At 64.1% G+C, this 17,046-nt stretch carries 16 protein-coding genes; 8 read left to right on the forward strand and 8 right to left on the reverse strand.

What is annotated here, in order from left to right; all coding sequences use genetic code 11:
* The first annotated feature begins 240 nt into the window (after positions 1 to 240).
* Complete coding sequence (locus tag MU553_RS08625; RefSeq protein ID WP_247377754.1) at positions 241 to 756, forward strand: COX15/CtaA family protein; 516 nt, start codon at positions 241 to 243, stop codon at positions 754 to 756.
* A 24-nt stretch (positions 757 to 780) separates the two neighbouring features.
* Here the strand turns inward: MU553_RS08625 and MU553_RS08630 are convergent, their stop codons facing one another.
* From MU553_RS08630 to MU553_RS08640, 3 genes are read right to left on the reverse strand one after another with little or no spacing between them, the layout of a single operon-like run.
* Positions 781 to 2,292 (reverse strand): replication factor C large subunit, encoded by a 1,512-nt coding sequence (locus MU553_RS08630; RefSeq protein WP_247377756.1) that lies wholly within the window; start codon positions 2,290 to 2,292, stop codon positions 781 to 783.
* A 43-nt stretch (positions 2,293 to 2,335) separates the two neighbouring features.
* Entirely contained in the window at positions 2,336 to 2,710 is a 375-nt protein-coding gene (locus MU553_RS08635) for a PIN domain-containing protein (protein ID WP_247377758.1), read from the reverse strand.
* Positions 2,711 to 2,941, reverse strand: coding sequence for an AbrB/MazE/SpoVT family DNA-binding domain-containing protein (locus MU553_RS08640; RefSeq protein ID WP_247377760.1), 231 nt, complete (start codon positions 2,939 to 2,941; stop codon positions 2,711 to 2,713).
* Between the two features lie 211 nt (positions 2,942 to 3,152).
* On the opposite strand from MU553_RS08640, the gene nikR reads away from it, so the two are divergent.
* The 4 genes from nikR to MU553_RS08660 all read left to right on the forward strand — a co-directional run bounded on the left by nikR (position 3,153) and on the right by MU553_RS08660 (position 6,648).
* The gene (gene nikR, locus MU553_RS08645) at positions 3,153 to 3,572 is read left to right on the forward strand and encodes a nickel-responsive transcriptional regulator NikR (RefSeq protein WP_247377762.1); all 420 of its coding nucleotides are present in this window, start codon (positions 3,153 to 3,155) and stop codon (positions 3,570 to 3,572) included.
* A 259-nt stretch (positions 3,573 to 3,831) separates the two neighbouring features.
* Positions 3,832 to 4,863 carry a metal ABC transporter substrate-binding protein gene (locus MU553_RS08650; protein WP_247377764.1) on the forward strand — a complete coding sequence of 344 codons (1,032 nt, stop codon included), beginning with the start codon at positions 3,832 to 3,834 and terminating at the stop codon, positions 4,861 to 4,863.
* Positions 4,860 to 5,633 carry a metal ABC transporter ATP-binding protein gene (locus MU553_RS08655; RefSeq protein ID WP_247377765.1) on the forward strand — a complete coding sequence of 258 codons (774 nt, stop codon included), beginning with the start codon at positions 4,860 to 4,862 and terminating at the stop codon, positions 5,631 to 5,633. Before MU553_RS08650 ends, MU553_RS08655 begins: the two co-directional genes overlap by 4 nt.
* A gap of 1 nt (position 5,634) precedes the next feature.
* Positions 5,635 to 6,648: a metal ABC transporter permease gene (locus MU553_RS08660; RefSeq protein ID WP_247377768.1), complete on the forward strand. Its 1,014-nt coding sequence runs from the start codon at positions 5,635 to 5,637 to the stop codon at positions 6,646 to 6,648.
* Between the two features lie 28 nt (positions 6,649 to 6,676).
* On the opposite strand, the gene MU553_RS08665 is transcribed toward MU553_RS08660, so the two are convergent.
* The gene (locus MU553_RS08665; protein WP_247377770.1) at positions 6,677 to 7,306 is read right to left on the reverse strand and encodes a metal-dependent hydrolase; all 630 of its coding nucleotides are present in this window, start codon (positions 7,304 to 7,306) and stop codon (positions 6,677 to 6,679) included.
* A 124-nt stretch (positions 7,307 to 7,430) separates the two neighbouring features.
* On the opposite strand from MU553_RS08665, the gene MU553_RS08670 reads away from it, so the two are divergent.
* A complete protein-coding gene (locus MU553_RS08670; RefSeq protein ID WP_247377772.1) occupies positions 7,431 to 8,138 on the forward strand; it encodes a helix-turn-helix domain-containing protein in 708 nt (235 codons plus the stop codon).
* A 36-nt stretch (positions 8,139 to 8,174) separates the two neighbouring features.
* Here MU553_RS08670 and MU553_RS08675 read toward each other — a convergent pair whose 3' ends face one another.
* Positions 8,175 to 8,558, reverse strand: a complete 384-nt coding sequence (locus tag MU553_RS08675) for a hypothetical protein (RefSeq protein WP_247377773.1) — start codon at positions 8,556 to 8,558, stop codon at positions 8,175 to 8,177.
* Between the two features lie 140 nt (positions 8,559 to 8,698).
* The gene (hmgB, locus tag MU553_RS08680) at positions 8,699 to 10,042 is read right to left on the reverse strand and encodes a hydroxymethylglutaryl-CoA synthase (RefSeq protein ID WP_247377775.1); all 1,344 of its coding nucleotides are present in this window, start codon (positions 10,040 to 10,042) and stop codon (positions 8,699 to 8,701) included.
* 299 nt (positions 10,043 to 10,341) lie between these two features.
* Between hmgB and MU553_RS08685 the strand changes: the two genes are divergently transcribed.
* Positions 10,342 to 13,152 carry a BGTF surface domain-containing protein gene (locus MU553_RS08685; RefSeq protein WP_247377777.1) on the forward strand — a complete coding sequence of 937 codons (2,811 nt, stop codon included), beginning with the start codon at positions 10,342 to 10,344 and terminating at the stop codon, positions 13,150 to 13,152.
* A gap of 100 nt (positions 13,153 to 13,252) precedes the next feature.
* The gene (locus MU553_RS08690) at positions 13,253 to 14,680 is read left to right on the forward strand and encodes a hypothetical protein (protein ID WP_247377779.1); all 1,428 of its coding nucleotides are present in this window, start codon (positions 13,253 to 13,255) and stop codon (positions 14,678 to 14,680) included.
* 39 nt (positions 14,681 to 14,719) lie between these two features.
* On the opposite strand, the gene MU553_RS08695 is transcribed toward MU553_RS08690, so the two are convergent.
* Positions 14,720 to 16,141 (reverse strand): hypothetical protein, encoded by a 1,422-nt coding sequence (locus MU553_RS08695; protein ID WP_247377780.1) that lies wholly within the window; start codon positions 16,139 to 16,141, stop codon positions 14,720 to 14,722.
* Between the two features lie 296 nt (positions 16,142 to 16,437).
* The gene (locus MU553_RS08700) at positions 16,438 to 17,025 is read right to left on the reverse strand and encodes a DUF2150 family protein (protein WP_247377782.1); all 588 of its coding nucleotides are present in this window, start codon (positions 17,023 to 17,025) and stop codon (positions 16,438 to 16,440) included.
* Between the last annotated feature and the right edge of the window lie 21 nt (positions 17,026 to 17,046).

A 17,046-nucleotide genomic window follows, 5' to 3' on the forward strand; every position in this document is an offset into this window, starting at 1 on the left:
GGTTCGAACGTCGGAACGTTCCACGGACCGCAACTAAGTGGTCGCATTTGTGGAGTGAGTGCAGTGCAACGGTGACCAGAGCGGTCGGTCGGGAGTCAGGACCGAATGGCGGACGTGGAACCGACGCTGAGCGACTGTCGCTGGCGATATCGGGAATCGGACGACTAAACGTATCGATCCGTTATCACGCGCCGGGAACGAAAAGCCGGGTCTAAATACTCGTAGTCCTCACGATTTGGTATGCGATACAGGTTTCGCCACCTCGCCGCGGTGACGACGGGGTTTACCTTCGCGCTCATCCTCCTGGGCGTGTACACGGGTGCAGCCGGCGCGGGGCTGTCCTGTGGTGCAAAGTGGCCGCTCTGTGACGGCTGGATGGGACTGTTCCCTGCAAACTGGCCGAGTTTCATCGAGTGGTTCCACCGTCTCGTCGCGATGGTGACCGGGTTCATGATCATCGGGACCGCCGTCCAGGCGTGGCGCCAGGACCGGTCCAAACGCATCCGCTGGGCCATGACCGCCGCAGTTGCCGTCCTCCCGGTTCAGATCCTGCTCGGCGGGAACACCGTCCTCAATTTCGGCGTCATGGCGTCAGTCGCCCACCACGCCGCCGCACAGATCATCTTCGCGTCGATGATCGCCACGACCGCCTGGTCGTTCGAGGCCGCCAAAACGCCGACCGGGGCCGACGCGGACACCGACACCGACACCGACGCAGGGGCCGAGTCCGGTCAATCGGGACCGGTCCGGCTCTGAGTCGGTCGCTCTTCTCTACGCGACCTACATGAAATCGCCGAGGCCGGACTGCTGGTCGTCGTCAGTGGCCTCCGCGTCCGCGTCCTCGGACCCGTCGTCCGCGCCCTCGTTGTCGCTCGCCGAGTCCTCGTCACCGCTGGCGCTCGCCGCCAGCGTCGCCTGCCCGTCACCGTCGTCCGCATCGTCCGCCCCGTCCGAATCGTCGTCCTCGTCGTCAGTCGTCGATCGCCGCGCTCCCTCGAAGGCACCGCCCGAGTGTTCGACGGCGGCTTCCTCCCGCAACTGCTCTGCGTCCTCGACGATGCGCTGAACCTTGTTGGTATCCTTCCCAGAGCCGGTAATAAATGAGACGTGTTCGGCGCTCAGATCGTAGCGAGCGGCCATCGCAACGGTGAGCTCGCGGTTCTTGCAGTGGTGGGTCATCACCGCCAGGTGGGGCATGATCTCGCGGCGGGCCGTCGCCATGCTGACGCCGCCCTCCTCTGCGATCTGCTGGGCGATGTGGTCGCGTTTGTTCCGCGTGCCACGCGAGCGACCGAGTTTCGACCAGTAACTCGGCGGGCCGTAGCGCGTCCAGCCGCCCTTCTTGCCGTCGCGGGCGGCCGCGACGCCGGCCGTCATGTTGTCGCCGGCGTACCGCCAGTACGAGTAGTCCTGCGTCGCGCGCACGCGACCGAGCCAGCGGTCGGCGTTGGCCAGAAAGTCGTAGGCCCGCGCCAGTTCCGCGCCCTCGTAGTCCTTGGGCATGTTGTCCTCGATCCAGTTGATGAGGTCGTCCGGCGTCTCGTCGACGTCGTAGGACGCTTCCAGGGCCTCCTGGGCGTCGGCCTTCTTGATGACCGTATCGAGGTAGTCGAAGACGCCGTTGGTCGTGTCGCGCTCGCCGGTGACGACGTTCTCCGCCCGGAGTTTCTCGCGGCCTTCACCGAGTGCCTGGAGGTCGTTGATGGCGCCGCGCAGGTCGCCGCTGTTGGTCTGGGCGATCTGTTCGAGCGCCTCGTCCTCGAATTCGAGCCCTTCCTGGCGGCAGACGTCCCGCAGCACCGGCACGATCGAGCGCTTGCCCACGTCCCGGAACTCGATGTCCTGGCAGGCGTTGCGCAGGGAGTTCGACATCTCGTAGTAGTCGTTGGCGATGAGGACCATCGGCTGGCCGGCCGACTTGACGATCGACGTCACGGCCCGCGAGCCACCGCGGTCGACGTTACCGTGGAAGTTGTCGGCCTCGTCGACGATGATGAGCTGGCGACCGCTCCCGCCGAGCGTGGCGTTCTGGGCGGCCCGGCCCGCCATCCGTTCGATGTCGTCTTTCGTCCGCGAGTCGCTGGCGTTGAGTTCCACGGTGTCCCACCCCATGTCGTTTGCCAGCGCGTGTGCCGCCGAGGTCTTCCCGATGCCCGGACTGCCGTGGACGATGACGGCCTCGCGGTGGTCCGCCCACGTGTCGGCCCACTTTTTGAGGGCGTCACGGGCCTTGTCGTTCCCCCGGACCTCCGCCAGCGTCGACGGCCGGTACTTCTCGGTCCAGTCGCTCATTGCACGATGGGAAGCGCGGCCCGCGTTTAGGGATTGCGGAGCGTCACTCGTCGCCGACGCCCTTCAGATCGAGTCGTGGCGCGAACGACTCGTACGTCTCGTCGCTAGACACGATGGGGTCACCGTCGGATTCGACGAGATGAATCGCATCGAACGGCGTGAACCCGTGGTCTTCGACGTACGTCGCCGCCGCGACCACGGTGTCGACGTCGCCGCGAACCTCGACGAGTTGTGCAGCGTTCGTGACGACTCGTTCGGTATCGCGGTCTTCCCGGTAGGCGACCATCAGGAGTTCGATGAGCGTGAACTGGGACGTCCAGAGTGCGTCTTCGTGTTCCCGGTACACCGTTTCGGCCGCCTCGCCCAGCCAGTCTTCGTCCTTGATGAGCGCGAGCAGAAAGTCCGTTTCGGCGTACATTCAGCGCCCGGCCTCGTCCAGCGACGCTTCGCGCGCCTCCGCTCGGAGTTCGTCGGACGACTTGTCCACGTCGTCGAATTCGTCACGAAGTGCTTCGAGAGGGTCTTCGGCGACCGGAATCAACTTGATTCCGTCGTGGACGTCGACGACGTGGTAGTTGTCGCCGTAGCGCTCTCGAATCTCCTTCGGGAGCGTGAGACGCCCGCGGTCGTCGAGCGTTGCATCGGACATATTTCTCTATACGATGGGTGAGTCTAAAAGAGTTCCCCAGATCTATCGTTCTACCCATCACCGACCTCGGGTTTCAGATCACGTTTTAGTGAGTAGGTGGAGTCACCGAAACACACGAGAGACACGCGATTCGGCCAACCGATCGGTCCAATCGCTACCGGTACGGCACGGAAAACTAAGATTTAATAACTCAATGGCCATGAGTTAATACATGACCGTCGTCAGCGTCTCGATGCCGGACGAACTCCTCGAACGGATCGACGATTTCGCGGACAATCACGGCTACACCGGCCGGAGCGAAGTGTTCCGCGAGGCCGCGCGGAACCTCCTCGGCGAGTTCCAGGACAAGCGCCTGGAGGACCGGGAGTTGATGGCCGTCGTCACCGTCATGTTCGACTACGAGACGACGACCGTCGAGGAGAAGATGATGCACCTGCGCCACGACCACGAGGAACTCGTGGCGTCGAACTTCCACAGCCACGTCGGCGACCACTACTGCATGGAACTGTTCGTGCTGGAGGGAGAACTGGAGGACATCTCGACCTTCGTCGGGAAAATCAGAGCGACGAAAGACACCATGTCCGTCGACTACTCGGTGCTGCCGGTCGACGACATCGGCATGCTGTCCTGAGGGCGGGCCCGACCAGCCGCCGTCTCAGCGGTCGCAGTTCCGATCCAGACGCGACCCGCGACGAGACCACCGCCTCCTGCTGCTTCTATCCGTGTGAATCTGATCCGGTAGCTGCTGGCCAACCGCGTTCGAAGCCCGCCGGGAACTGTGCCTGTCTCCAGCCCCTCGAGCGAGCAACAAGTGTCACCGGAACACTATTAATAAAACTTCACATCCCAATCATAGGAGTTATTAGAATAGGCTTTAGATTTAATAATATATGCCGACGCACACTCGTCGAGAGATCATCAGCGCAGGGATCGCACTGGGAGCCGCGGGGACGCTGGCAGGATGTCTGTCGGGGGAATCCAGTCAGACGGGAACGACGGCGCAGGCGTCGTTCCACGTCTTCGGGGACTTCGCATCGAAGGTCGCGGGCGAGACGGCGACGGCGGAGACGCTCGTCCCGCTCGGGCAACACGGCCACGGCTGGGAGCCGGGGCCGCGCGTTCAGGGCGACGTACTCGACGCTGACCTGTTCGTCCACGGCATGGAAGGGTTCCAGCCGTGGGCCGACGACATCGTCACGTCGATCGAGAGCGACGACGCCGCCGTCCGCTCCATCTCTGCAGCCGAGGGAATCGACCTGCACGAGCCCGGAGCGCACCAGGACCACGAGGAGGACGGACACGACGATCATCAGGAAACGGACGGCCACGGCGGGCACGAGACCGAGACCGCCCACGAGGAATCGGACGGCCACGACCACTCGGGAGGGGCAGACCCGCACTTCTGGCTCGATCCGATGCGGGCGAAGCAGGCCGTCGACAACGTTCGAGCGGGGTTCGTCGCCGTGGACCGCGACAACGCTGACGCCTACGCGGAGAACGCCGAGCGCTACCGCGCTGCACTCGACGACCTCCACGAGACGTTCCAGCAGCGACTCGAACCCGCGACGAAGAGCACCATCTTCGTCGCCGGCCACGACGCGTTCGGCTACCTCGGCGAGCGCTACGGGTTCCAGGTCGAGACGCTGACCGGGCTTTCGCCCGACGACACGCCGACGCCCCGGGACATCAGGGCCGCCCAGGAGATCATCGCGACCCACGACGTCGAGTACGTCTGCGCGGACCCGCTGGAATCACAGCAGGCCGCCGAGCAACTGGTCGCCGAGACCGACGCGAGCGAGGTGCTACCGCTCACGTCGATCCCCGGACAGACCGAGGCCTGGGACGAGGACGGCTGGGGATACGTCGAGATCATGGAGAACCTGAACCTGCCGACGCTCGAAGCGGCACTGGACGCGAAATGAGCGAGCGCGACGCAGCGAGCGACCGGTCGGAGCGTCACGTCGTCAGGTTCGACGGCGTGAGCTTCGGGTTCGGCGAGCGACCCGTTCTCGAAGACGTCTCACTGACCATCGATTCCGGCGCGTTCCTCGGACTCGTCGGCCCGAACGGCTCGGGAAAGACGACGCTGGTCGAACTCCTGCTCGGACTTCGGCGACCCGACGAGGGGCGCGTCACACTGTTCGGCGAACCGGCGCACGCGTTCGACGACGGGGAGCGCCTCGGCTACGTGGCCCAGCACGCCACGGAGGCCGCCAGTCGGATGCCAGTGACCGTTCGGGAAGTCGTCAGGATGGGGCGATATCCCCACCGACTCGTCGGTCGGTTCTCCGACGCGGACCGCCGAGCCATCGACGAGGCGCTCGATCGCGTCGACGTCACGGACCTGGCCGACCGCCGCGTGGGGAACCTCTCGGGCGGCCAGCGCCAGCGGGTGTTCATCGCCCGCGCGCTCGCGGCGGAGGCCGACCTGCTCGTCCTCGACGAGCCCACGGTCGGCGTCGACATGGAGTCGCGCGAGCGGTTCTACGACCTCCTCCACGATCTCAACGAGGAGGGACTCACCATCGTCCTCATCGAACACGACATCGGCGTCGTCACGACCCACGCGACCGAGATCGCGTGTCTGAACCGCCAGTTGTACTTCCACGGCGACCCCGAGACGTTCGTCGAGACAGACGCGCTCGCCGACGCCTACGGCGGGAATCAGGCCCCGATCCATCACAGTCACTAACATGCTTACACGAACTCTCCTCCAGACGACGGTCACGGAGCCGCTCAGGGCTGCGTTCGAGTGGTTCCTGCGGGACGCGTGGGGCGCGTTGATGAACGGGCTGAGCGCCGAGCTCGGCGTTCGGATGCTGGGCTATCCGTTCATGCAGCGGGCGTACCTCGCGGCGATCTGCATCGGGATTATCGGCCCGCTCGTCGGGACCTTCCTCGTCCACCGCGAGATCTCGATGATCGCGGACACGCTGGCACACACTGCCTTCGCGGGGGTCGCAGTCGGCCTGTTCCTGAACAGCGCGCTCGCGCTGAACCTCTCACCCATCACCACCGCGTTCGTCGTCGCCATCTGTACGGCCCTGCTCGTGGAACTGCTGGTCCAGCGCGGGTCGGTGACGACGGACACGTCGCTGGCGATGGTCCTGACCGGCGGCTTCGCGCTGGGGAGCGTCCTCATCTCGGTGACCGACGGCGGCATCGCCGTCGGCATCAACGCCTACCTGTTCGGCTCGCTCGCGACCGTCTCGAAGGCCGACGTCGGACTGCTGGTGCTGATGACGCTGCTCGTCTCCTCGGTCATCGGGCTCGCCTATCGACCGCTGTTGTACGTGACGTTCGACCCGACGGCGGCGCGCGTCGCCGGCATCAGCGGCGCGTGGTTCAACCGGCTGATGACCGTCCTCACCGCCCTGGTCGTCGTCAGTGCGATGCAGATCATGGGCGTCATCCTCGTGGCGGCGCTGCTCGTCGTCCCGGTCGCCACCGCCGGTGGCGCTCGCAGTTTCCGGCGGTCGCTCGTCACCGGCGTTCTCGCCGCCGAACTCGGCATCCTCTTCGGGATCACCATCGCCTATCAGTACGGCCTCGCGGCCGGCGGCACCGTCGTCCTGACGGCGATCGGGCTCTACGCCCTCAGGGTCGCAGGCCGACAGGTCGGGGTAGGACGGCTGCTGAGTGGCAGACCCGCAACTGCCGACCGAACGGGGTCGCGACCCAAGGCCGACGGGAGCGACGAGGACTGACGCCGCCGCGGCACAGTCCGCGGGACCGTCACGTCTCGCGGAGCCGACCACCGACGACGACGAGACTCGTCAACACCAGCAGGAACTGCCAGCCGGTCTCGACGAAGGGAAACACGCGGCGGACGTGCTTCGGCTCGGCACCGCGCGTGGGGTCGACGCCGCTGTCGACGTGCATCTCCTGGGTGGAGCCGAGCGGTTTCGCCTCCACCATCCCGGTGTCGAGTTCGACGAACGTCTGGACGAACCCCTGCTTGTTCGAGAGGATCGCTTTCCCGTTGAGCCGGTAGAACTGGTCGTGGAGCGGGTAAAAGAGGTTCACGCCGCTCGTGAAAAAGTCCAGCCCGATGGCCGAGAGGACGACGGCGACGAGGCTGACCCATCCGATCCGTGGCGCGTCCGTACCGAACCGGGCGCGGAGCAGCGACGAGTCGCGAATCCGCGTGTCGTAGGCGAGTGCGGCGGCGACGCCGAGCGGAACGAGGAGCGTGTGAAAGGCTGCCCGGTGGGCGCTCGTGACGACGAGACCGACGAACACGTCGAAGTCCACGAGGACGACGGCGGCCAACACGACGGCGAGACTCCGAGCCGAGAACGCGCGTCCGAGCAATCCGGCGGCGATCAATCCGGCGAGGGCGAGATGAACCACCGTGGAGGGCATACCACAGATGGATGGGCCGACAGCCCCATATTGGTTCCAGCAAGTGTTACCTGTCCGTCGGTGCCTTCCGACCGAGAGGTCGCTGTCGATACGCTTTTGCGTCGGACGTGAGAGGGGATTCAACATGCCTCGCGGCCCCCGTCGGGAACTCGCCGAGAAGATCGCCGGCGAGATCACGCTCAGTGACGATCCGGGCGCCACCCTCCGGAAGTGGCGCACTGATTTCGATGTCTCCCAGACTGAACTCGCCAACCAACTCGACGTCTCCTCGTCGGTCATCTCCGACTACGAGAGCGGTCGCCGGTCGAGTCCGGGGATCGGGATCATCAACCGCGTCGTCGCCGCACTGCTCGACATCGACGAACACCGCGGCGGCGGTCGGATCCGTCAGCACGCCCGCGTGCTCTCGGCCGGCTTCGAGAGCGACATCGTCCACGACCTGCGAGAGTACCCGGCGACCATTCCGGTCGAACGATACTACGACGCCATCGACGCCACCGAAGTCGTCCGGGGCGCCCAGGACACCGTCGCCGGCCACACCGTCATCGACAGCATCGAAGCGATCACGCGCCTCTCCAGCGAGGAGTTCTACCGCCTGTACGGCCAGTCGACGAATCGTGCGCTGGTGTTCACGAGCGTCACGCGCGGCGAGTCACCGCTCGTCGCCATGCGCGTCGTCAATCCCACGCCCAACGCCGTCGTCCTCCACGGCCTGAACGAAGACGCCCTCTGGGAGCACGCCCCGGCGCTCGCCCGCATCGACGGCTTCTCGCTCGCGGTGACGACGGCGGACCTGCCGACGATGCTCGAGAGTCTCGACGAACTTCCCTGACAGCGTGGGTCGCGGCTCCGATCCGGCCTGGTCGCACTACCCGAAAAAGTACGGAATCCCCCACACCGACCCCAGGAGGAACAGGACGACAACGGCGAGCACCAGCACGACTTTCCCGACGGGCGTGCTCGGCGTGACGAACCCGAACAGTCGTTTGGTCCGCGGACCGGCGTGTTTCAACACCGTGTAGAGAACGCGCGCGAACGACATCGCGATCAACAGCGACACGACCGTCGTCGCCAGAAAGATCAAACTGACAAACAGCGGTCGCGGGAGGTTCGCATCCGCCCACGTGACCCCGTCGACGATGAGCGCGGTCCCGGGCGAAAGGAGCCTCGACACACGGTTCGGGAGGACGGCGTACGCGGCACCCGCCACCACGAGGATGCCGACGGACACCTTCTCGGCGAGGCTGGTCATATCCAGGAGTATAGCCTCACTGGATTTGAATCTTCTCGCCGACTGTTCGAAAAGAGATACGTACCGCCAGACGGCAACGGAACCACCCGTGCGTTCGTCAGCCACCTGTCTGACGAACGGTCCGTCCGCGACGCGATTCGTTACTCGACGTACCGGTATTTCCGCTCGCCCATGCGCCCCCAGCCGTCGAAGACGAACTCGCCCTCCGGAGGCGTGAACGCCTCCGCCTCGGCGTCCGTGTCCTTGTCGTGGTTGTGGACGTCGTGGATGTGCTCGTACTCTTCGTAGGAGATGCTGTAGCGGTTGTCGAGTTGCTCGTCGACGTTGAGGGCCGCGATCTCGTCTTCCCAGCCGGACTGGACGGTCTCGGCGTGGACTTCTGCCTGGGCACCGCTGCCGTAGGACGCGACGCCGAGCGTCGCCCCGGTCAGATCCATGTCGTTTTCGAGCGCGTGTTTGAGGCCGCTCGCGCGGGCGACGTGGACGCTGCCCGTGTACCAGTTCCCGACTTCGCGGCTGATCTCGAGCGTCGGGTCGACGACGCGGTCGTACCAGTCACGGTACTGGTCGGTCTCGACGAGCTCGTCCGTGTACTCACCCATCGCGTCGACGTAAGCCTCGTCGGAGTCGAACGCCTCCGGACGGGGCTGGCGACCGATGTCCTCGGCGAGTTCCTCCTCGATCTCCGTGTCGCGGATCGTGTGGCGATAGGCCAGCGCGGCGGCCTTCCGGACCATCCCCGGGAACGGCGTGTGGAAGGGAAGCAGGGTGAAATCGTCCGGGTGGATCGTCCCGGCGACGGACTCGAAGTCCCTGACGGCCTCTCGCATGCGTGCGAGATACACCTGGACGGACCGCTTGCCGTCCACGGAGGGGAACTGCTGGTTCGGCTTGAGGAAGTCCGTCTCGTCCGCGCTCCCGAAACCCTGTTCGGTCGAGAGTTCCACGACGTCGGGGTCTTCGCTGATGAGCATCGCGACGGCACCCGCGCCCTGGGTCGCCTCGCCGGGGTCGCCCCGGGCGTACAGCGCGGTGTCGGTCGCGATGACCAGCGCCGAGCGACCGCGGTGGCGGCCGGCGCGGATCCAGTTGTACGCGTCGTCGATGCTCTGGGTGCCCGCGACGCACGCGAACTTCCGTTCGCCCTTGTTGGCGTGGTGGAAGTCCTCGTCGAACACCTGCTCCAGGCAGCCCGCGATGTACGTCGAGACCGGCTTGGAGTTGTCGAACGCGCTCTCGGTCGCGACGTCGATGCGGCCGATGTCCGCGGGCGTCAGCCCTTTGCGCTCCATCAGCCGATGGGCGGCGTTCGCTCCCATCGTCACGATGTCCTCGTATGCGTCGGGGAACGAACTGGCGTGGAGTCCGAGCCCTTTCGTGTACTTTTCGGGGTCGTCGCCCTTCGCTGGCGCGAACGTCTCAGCCAGGTCGAGTTCTAACTTGCCCGTCCGGATCTCGATGGCGTCGATGCCGACCGCTGTCATATCCTATTCTCAGGAGAGCTACTATAATATATTGTCGTCTGAGCTATCGACAACTGTCGAAGTCAGACGGCCAGGCCCGACGCTCCAATCCGACATCGACGCACAGAGGCATAAACTAATATGTGCTGGCGGCAAATAGACATTTCACTCAATAAATACCGATCTCGACGGCCGGATTCCGGCGGATCGCTGATCGACCGACACTGTCAGAGTATGATACTAGCATGACTTGTTCATCGTCGCGAAAGAAAGTACGAGCAGTGTTTCTGGTGATCGTCGTCGGCCTTTCGACAGTTACGATGACCGCGTCTCTGACGGGAACGGCCGCGGCGACGAACGCGCCGCTGGAGGTCGCCGGGAACGACCTCCCGTCGTCGGCGATCTACCTGGGACAGGAGCTGGAGGTCGGCGTGACCGGCTCGTCCAATCAGGATTTCGAGGTCGACGACGGGGAGACGGTGTTTTTCTACGAGCTACTGGACGGGGACGACATCAGACTGATCGACACCGAGACGGTCGAAAACGGCGAGATAACGCTCGACACCGCCACGCTCGACGACGGCGGTCAGTTCGCGATCAACAACCGGAGTTCCGACGAAGCGTATCAGACCGAGTTCGGGATCTTAGAGCAGGAGTTCGACGCCGAGTGGTCACAGGAGACGGTCACCGAGACCGACGAGGCGGTGGCGCTGGAGATTTCCAGCAATCGCGATCCCGCGTACAACGTGACGATCAGCGCAGACGGTCTCGACTACGACGAACTGAACGCGACGTTCATCCATCCCGGGACGGGACTCACGGAAGTGACCGATCCGAGCCACCTCCCGCTCGACCGCCTCGGATTCGACCGCGACGAGGGCGACGGCCTCAGGGAGCTCCGGAACAGCGGCTACATCACGCTGAACCTCTCGACCTCGACGCGCTTCGCGAACGAAGAAGAGATCGTCGCGAACTTCACGAACGTCGATGCGGAGGAGGGCCTGGCGGCCGGCGAAGAGTACGAGTTCGAGATATTCGTCACCGACACGACCGCGTCGGACAACGTCACGCTCCAGACCGGCGAGACGACTGCCGAGTTCGACCAGGAGCTGTACACGCGTGCCGCCGGCGACCTCGCCGAGTTCTCCGTGTCGCTGGGCGCGACCGACGAAGCCTGGGTCCAGTTCGTCGATCCGGACAGCAACTTCGTGGACGTCCTCTACCTGAGCGACGACGACAACGACGGGGAGGTGACGTTCACCGCCAACACCCGCCTCGTCGGAACCGACCACGCCAGCGTGAGCGGACTCAGCGACGACGACACCGACGTCGTCTACCACTCCAGCGGCGACACCGTCACCAGTCACATTCACGACGAAGCGATCGCCAACAGGGGCACGGCCGTCACGAGTGCGACGTTCTACGACGAGACGGTCGCGGACGAGAACGAGCTGACGTTCAGCGAGTACGTCGAGGACGTGAACGGCAACAGCCCCACGGCACAACTCTCCCGGCCGCTACAGCCGACCGACTACGACCTCGTCGTGGCCAACAACGGTCGGTTCGTCGCCGAGGACGGGGAGCCGACGGTCGACGACGAGATCGGGTCCGCCGAGTTCGACCTCGTGCAACCGAGCATCAGGGACGTCCACACGTGGGCCGCCCCGCGGGGACAGGCCGACGAGGAGAGCACGGTCGCGGACCTCTCGCCGGACCTCACGGCCCGCGACGAGATCGCGCTGGGCGACCGGGCAGTCGTCCAGTTCAACGCGACCGGCCTCGTCGGCGCGATGGCGACCATCGACTACGTCGAAAACGGGAACGACATCACCGACGGACTGGAGGAGGGATTCCCGCCGAACGTCCTGCACGAACTCGCCGTCGGCGAGACGGCGTGGGAAGGCGAGGGCATCCACTTCTCGTTCGAGGGCGAGAAGTTGGTCAACCGGGACCGCAACGAGATTGCCCTCGCGGGGGCGTCCGACAGCGACGCGTACGTGCTGGTCGACCAGCAGACGGCAGAAGACAACGTCGGCGTCGTGAACGTCGTGGTGGACACCGACGCGGAACCGTTCGACGACGGGCTGCAAGACGGCGAGCGGTTCGAGACGGGGTTGCTCTACGACGCGGCCGGCAGTGCGTTTTCCTTCGACGGGGCGGGCCCGCTCGGCGGGCAAAACGGCGACGAGACAAATCCCGCATACCCGTACTTCCCGGACGGATTCAGGGAGAACGTCACCGAGGCTGCGGCGATCACGTTCGGGGAGCCGACTGTCCGGTTCGCGAACACTGACGGGGAAGGCGACGACGAAACCGTCCAGCTGGCACCGGACACCGACGCGCTGGTGTCAGGCACCACGAACGTCGCACCAGGTTCGGAGGCGATGGTGAGCGTCCGGCTCACGCCGCCGGATCAACAGCTGCCGGAGGAGGACCCGAGCTTCCTGGCCCGACAGCAGGTCGACGTCGAGGACGACGGCTCCTTCAGCACCGAACTCGACCTGGGCAGTCGCGTCGTCGGTGAGGAGGGCTACGTCCAGTTCCAGGTCGGCGAGGAGACGATCGACACCTACGACGTCGTCTTCCGCAACGTCAGCCAGGTCGAGGAGCCGTACTTCGACGTGACCGTCGATGCACCCGCACAGACCGCCTACAACGCCACCTTCGACGTGTCCGCCACCGTCACGAACACCGGCGACAGCGCTGGCACCGGCGAGTTGGCGATCGCCGTCGACGGGGACACCGCCGTCAGGGGCGTGTTCGACCTGGACCGCGGGGAGTCCGAGACGCTGACCCAGGAGCTGACGGCGGATCGAACCGCGATCGAAATCGTCGCACGCAGTCAGGACACCGTCGCGAATCGGACCATCAGCGTTCTCGGGGACGACGTCGCAACGGAACAGAACGGGACCGACGCGACCACGAACGGAACAGTCACGACGACGCCCGCGGAGAGTTCACCAGCGGCAACGCCGGACGAGCAGCCGGACAGCGGGACGCCGACCGAACAGCGGACCGGGCAGGAGGAGCGCGGACTGATCGGCTTCGTCCCGGATTACGTCTTCGGGGCGGGCGTCATCACGCTCGCGGGTGGTGGGATCGTGCTGTTCCGCCGCTGGAACACGGTCTAACCGCGCCCCGACGGGTGAGCCGACTGGCCCAGAACGCGGACGGAGTTCCTGACGGCACAAATGGCTAAATGATTATATGTGCGAGGTCTGTCTAGACGGTATGGACGACCAGCGGCGATTGTTCCTCCGAGCCCTCGGCGCCGGGCTCGGGCTGGGATCGGCGGGCTGTCTCACGCGCGGCCCGACCGAGCGGACGCCGGACGCGGAGGTCGTGACCACCCGAGCGGTGACCGACCAACCCGTCGAGGAAACCCCGGAGACTGTCACGACCGAACCCTCGGAACCGGACGTTGACGAGCAGGCGGAGGTGACCGAGGCAGAGGCCAGACTCGCCGAGACGACCGACCGGATCATGGACGAGTTGGCGTGGTTCGCCACCGAATACCCGAACGCGATCGAGGCGTACAAGGAGGCTGGCGACGAGGTCACGTCGGCGGTCAGTGAGGTCGGCGAGACGGTCCCGCTCACCGAGCAGGACGTGCGACGGCTCGACGGCGAGATCGACCGACCCCAGATGGATCAGGGGTGGCCCTGGAACATCTGGTGGGAGAAAGGCGAGAAGCGCTGGCGACGGATAGACGTCGACTGGCAGGAGCCGAGCGAGGACCAGTCGGACGAGACGCCGCTGGCCGCGTCGGACGTCGAGCGGCTACGAGACGAGACACAGGCGTTCGCAGACACCTTCGAAGCGGAGTTCGACCCCCACTTCACTGGTGGGAAGAAGGAACGGCAGTTCAGTAAAAACACGATCGACGTCATCAAGCGGTTCAACGACTTGGGTGACCGGGCGATGGTGGTCGCTGGCCTCGTTCGACTGTTCGAGCATTACGAGGCCGTTGTCAGCGCGGCGTATGTCCAAAAGAACCTCTCCAATGACCCGATACAGAATCGGTTGGCCGACTATATGGTTTCAGACGCTGATACGATCCCTGCTCCGCCGCTTTTCGAGGTCGAGTACCACCAGGGCCAACTCGGTCACACGGCGTTTGTTAACCAGCAGTCAGTAGGCACTGAGCGAACTGAGGCACTGTATCAGGCCAAGCCGACAGCGACCATCGACGGATCGAATCTGGAATCCGGTCAGCTTCGATTGCAGGACGTCGTCGAAGAACTGGAGGTCGGCACGAGTCGGGTCGACAGGTGCTACTGTATCGTATCCGCGTGGGTAGACCTCGACGAGAAGTATTACAGCTCCGAACTCCCCTCACAATCGGTGTTCGTCCAACGGTACCGGGACGCCGACGCCGCTGGCACCGCGCACGAACGACTTCTTGATCGAGACGGCGTGTCCCGGATCGACGGGACCGAAATCGTGCTCGGCGACGGAGATGGCACGACGTGGGAACCAATCATCTTCCCGTTTCGGAGCGAATCCTGGTATGCGTTATCGAAACGAAGCGGGCGCAACCTGTTGATTGCGGCTGTCAGCCGACGGCCGTTCGAGCACCGGGACGGTGAATCTGAGGGCAGTTTACTTCAGCGGGTACTCGGGCTATCGTGGCTACGTTCCGCGCCCGACTTCGATTAGCACAAGATTCCTGAAGGCAGAGGTTTATTCTCTAAGGAATTAACAGGTTTTCTTATTTTCGTTATTACTGTTACCATCAGCCTTCCCCTTAATGACTTTACAGACTTTATTGCCTGCGTCATCTTCTGCTTCGAGTTGTATCTCGTACTGATTGTCGTAATCCCAATTACCTGAGGAAGTCTCCGTTTTGTCTAATCCAGAGAAGGTATCTTGCATTTCGTTGTCGTCTTTGTTGTATACGAATACCGTTACCGAGTCTGGACCGATATCCCCGTCTGGATCTGTAACGGTCCATTCTATCTCGTAGAGAGCTGAACTATACCACCCTATCTCAAAGCTATTGTCAGTCACGTCAAACGTTTCGATAATCGGCGGTTGACCATCTCCATCTCCATCGCCATCTCCACCACCACCACCGCCACCACCGCCGCCTGACGCTTGCACAGTCACGTCGAACGTCACTTCCTGCTCTGCAGGAACGCTGTCCGGGACGTCGTCTTGCTCGCTCGCGCTGAACACGATGTCCTTGTCGCCGGTGCTGCTCGGCTCGTAGGAAAACGAGACGCGGCCATCAGCGCTTGTCGTTTTCTTCACGTCATCGAACTCGCTGCTATCAGCATCCGAATCACCCTCGTCTAGTTCGACCGTCACGTCACTGAGTGGGTTGTTGTGCTCGTCCCGGGCCTCGATGACGAGTTCCTGGGTGTTGCCCTCCGTCACCGAGGATCCGTCGCCTTCGACGTCAGTTACGTACGCCAGTTCCCGCTCCGGAATGCCGTTTCCAACCCCGACGTTCGCCATCCTGAGATTGTAATTCGTGTCGGGTTCCAGTTCGAGAGTGATATCGTAGGGAGAGTCGTCCCCCGTATCGCTGATGTCGGAAATATACTTGTCCGGAGCCGTGCCGTCGGGATCGTACTCCGCTTCGAGTATCGATTCCCAGGTCGCTTCCGGGAACTGTGATTTGAACGTGAGTTCGACGTTACCGGAACCTGTGTCCGTTACCTGAATGGTTCTGTCCGAGGAGCTAACCGGTTCGACGTCGACGCTCACGGTGTCCGAGGCTGCTCGGTCGAGTTTCCCATCGAGCGTGATGACCGTGATGTCTTTGCCGTCGATCAGCGTCTGTCCGGTGACGGGACGATTGCCATCCCGGAACCGGTTGAACAGGACCGAATGCTCGTAGACGCTCACTGGCGCACCCTGATAGACGTTGTACGAGGGATCGTAGACGAGAATCCCAGTGTTGAACGACCGGTCGCCGTTCCAGAAGTCGTCCGTTTCCTCGTCGGTCGCCCTGATATTCGAGAAATCGAACGACGCGCTGTCCGTTTCGTCGGTCCACTGCGTCCGGAGCGATCCCGAAACCGGGCCGGGATTGCGCGCGACCAGTCGGCTGGGGTACCTGGTGCCGAGCGCCACTGACACCGACTTGGAACTGCTCGCGCCCGGCATCGACACGATCGCGTTGCGCACCTCCTGGAGCTGGCCCTGGACGCGCTGATTGTGGTTGAACTCGACGTTCTCGTTCTGGTTCGGGACGACGAACGCCTGGTACGTGCTGAAACTGATGACGAGAATACCAAACAGCAGGACGGCGCCGATCTGAATGGCCTGTGCCCTGTCGTCGTCCCGGAGTTGCATTTCACTGCGATTTGGGTACCCGGACTGATATAAATAGCGGACGGGTCACCCACAGAGGGGCAGCGCTGCCGCTGCGGGAGTGACGCGCATCGGAGAAACGAACGCGCCAGCGCTTACTCGCCCTCTTCGTCCTCTTCGACGACCTCCGGATCGCTCATCGCGGTCTGGAGGCTGTCTAGCCCGTTGACCCACTCGGCGACGAGGCCGAACTCCAGGTCCTCTGCCAGTTCCATCGACAGTTCCTGCCCGTCGATGATGCGCGTCCCTGCCTGGGCACAGTACCCCAGCGCCGCGTCGAGGTCTTCCTCGGCTTCCGCGTCCGCGGCGGCGCGGACGTACTCCTCGATGGTGCCGTCCTCTGCGACGCCGCCCGCGATGTACTCCTCGGCCGCGTAGAACACGCAGACCAGGGAGGTCTGGACGCCGTCGACGAGCATCAGTTTCTCCTCGTCGTCGAGGGTGACCTCCGCGAGGACGATGTCGCGGACGTCCGCGAGCTCGTCAACGGCCTCGTCTTCCTCCAGGTGGCCGTCGTCGTAGGCCGTGATGATCTTGGCGACCGCGATCGCGGTGTCGTCCTGGAGGTTCAACAGGAGGCGCGCCGAATCCTCGTCTTCCGGATCGATGTCTTCTTCGTCGATCCTGTCGATCCAGTTCTGCCAACGCTCTTCCGTGTAGTACGCACCCGGCGGTTCACTCATACCTCGCCCTATACACAGCCG

The sequence above is a fragment of the Halorientalis brevis genome, from assembly GCF_023077655.1.

Bases quoted from the DNA above. Each gene is read 5' to 3' on its own strand.
- MU553_RS08660 (WP_247377768.1), top strand. From the start codon at position 5,635: ATGCTTACACGAACTCTCCTCCAGACGACGGTCACGGAGCCGCTCAGG.
- MU553_RS08640 (WP_247377760.1), bottom strand. From the start codon at position 2,941: ATGTCCGATGCAACGCTCGACGACCGCGGGCGTCTCACGCTCCCGAAG.
- MU553_RS08675 (WP_247377773.1), bottom strand. From the start codon at position 8,558: ATGACCAGCCTCGCCGAGAAGGTGTCCGTCGGCATCCTCGTGGTGGCG.
- nikR (WP_247377762.1), top strand. From the start codon at position 3,153: ATGACCGTCGTCAGCGTCTCGATGCCGGACGAACTCCTCGAACGGATC.
- MU553_RS08670 (WP_247377772.1), top strand. From the start codon at position 7,431: ATGCCTCGCGGCCCCCGTCGGGAACTCGCCGAGAAGATCGCCGGCGAG.
- MU553_RS08700 (WP_247377782.1), bottom strand. From the start codon at position 17,025: ATGAGTGAACCGCCGGGTGCGTACTACACGGAAGAGCGTTGGCAGAAC.
- MU553_RS08655 (WP_247377765.1), top strand. From the start codon at position 4,860: ATGAGCGAGCGCGACGCAGCGAGCGACCGGTCGGAGCGTCACGTCGTC.
- MU553_RS08630 (WP_247377756.1), bottom strand. From the start codon at position 2,292: ATGAGCGACTGGACCGAGAAGTACCGGCCGTCGACGCTGGCGGAGGTC.
- MU553_RS08685 (WP_247377777.1), top strand. From the start codon at position 10,342: ATGACCGCGTCTCTGACGGGAACGGCCGCGGCGACGAACGCGCCGCTG.
- MU553_RS08625 (WP_247377754.1), top strand. From the start codon at position 241: ATGCGATACAGGTTTCGCCACCTCGCCGCGGTGACGACGGGGTTTACC.
- MU553_RS08635 (WP_247377758.1), bottom strand. From the start codon at position 2,710: ATGTACGCCGAAACGGACTTTCTGCTCGCGCTCATCAAGGACGAAGAC.
- MU553_RS08665 (WP_247377770.1), bottom strand. From the start codon at position 7,306: ATGCCCTCCACGGTGGTTCATCTCGCCCTCGCCGGATTGATCGCCGCC.
- MU553_RS08690 (WP_247377779.1), top strand. From the start codon at position 13,253: ATGGACGACCAGCGGCGATTGTTCCTCCGAGCCCTCGGCGCCGGGCTC.
- MU553_RS08650 (WP_247377764.1), top strand. From the start codon at position 3,832: ATGCCGACGCACACTCGTCGAGAGATCATCAGCGCAGGGATCGCACTG.
- hmgB (WP_247377775.1), bottom strand. From the start codon at position 10,042: ATGACAGCGGTCGGCATCGACGCCATCGAGATCCGGACGGGCAAGTTA.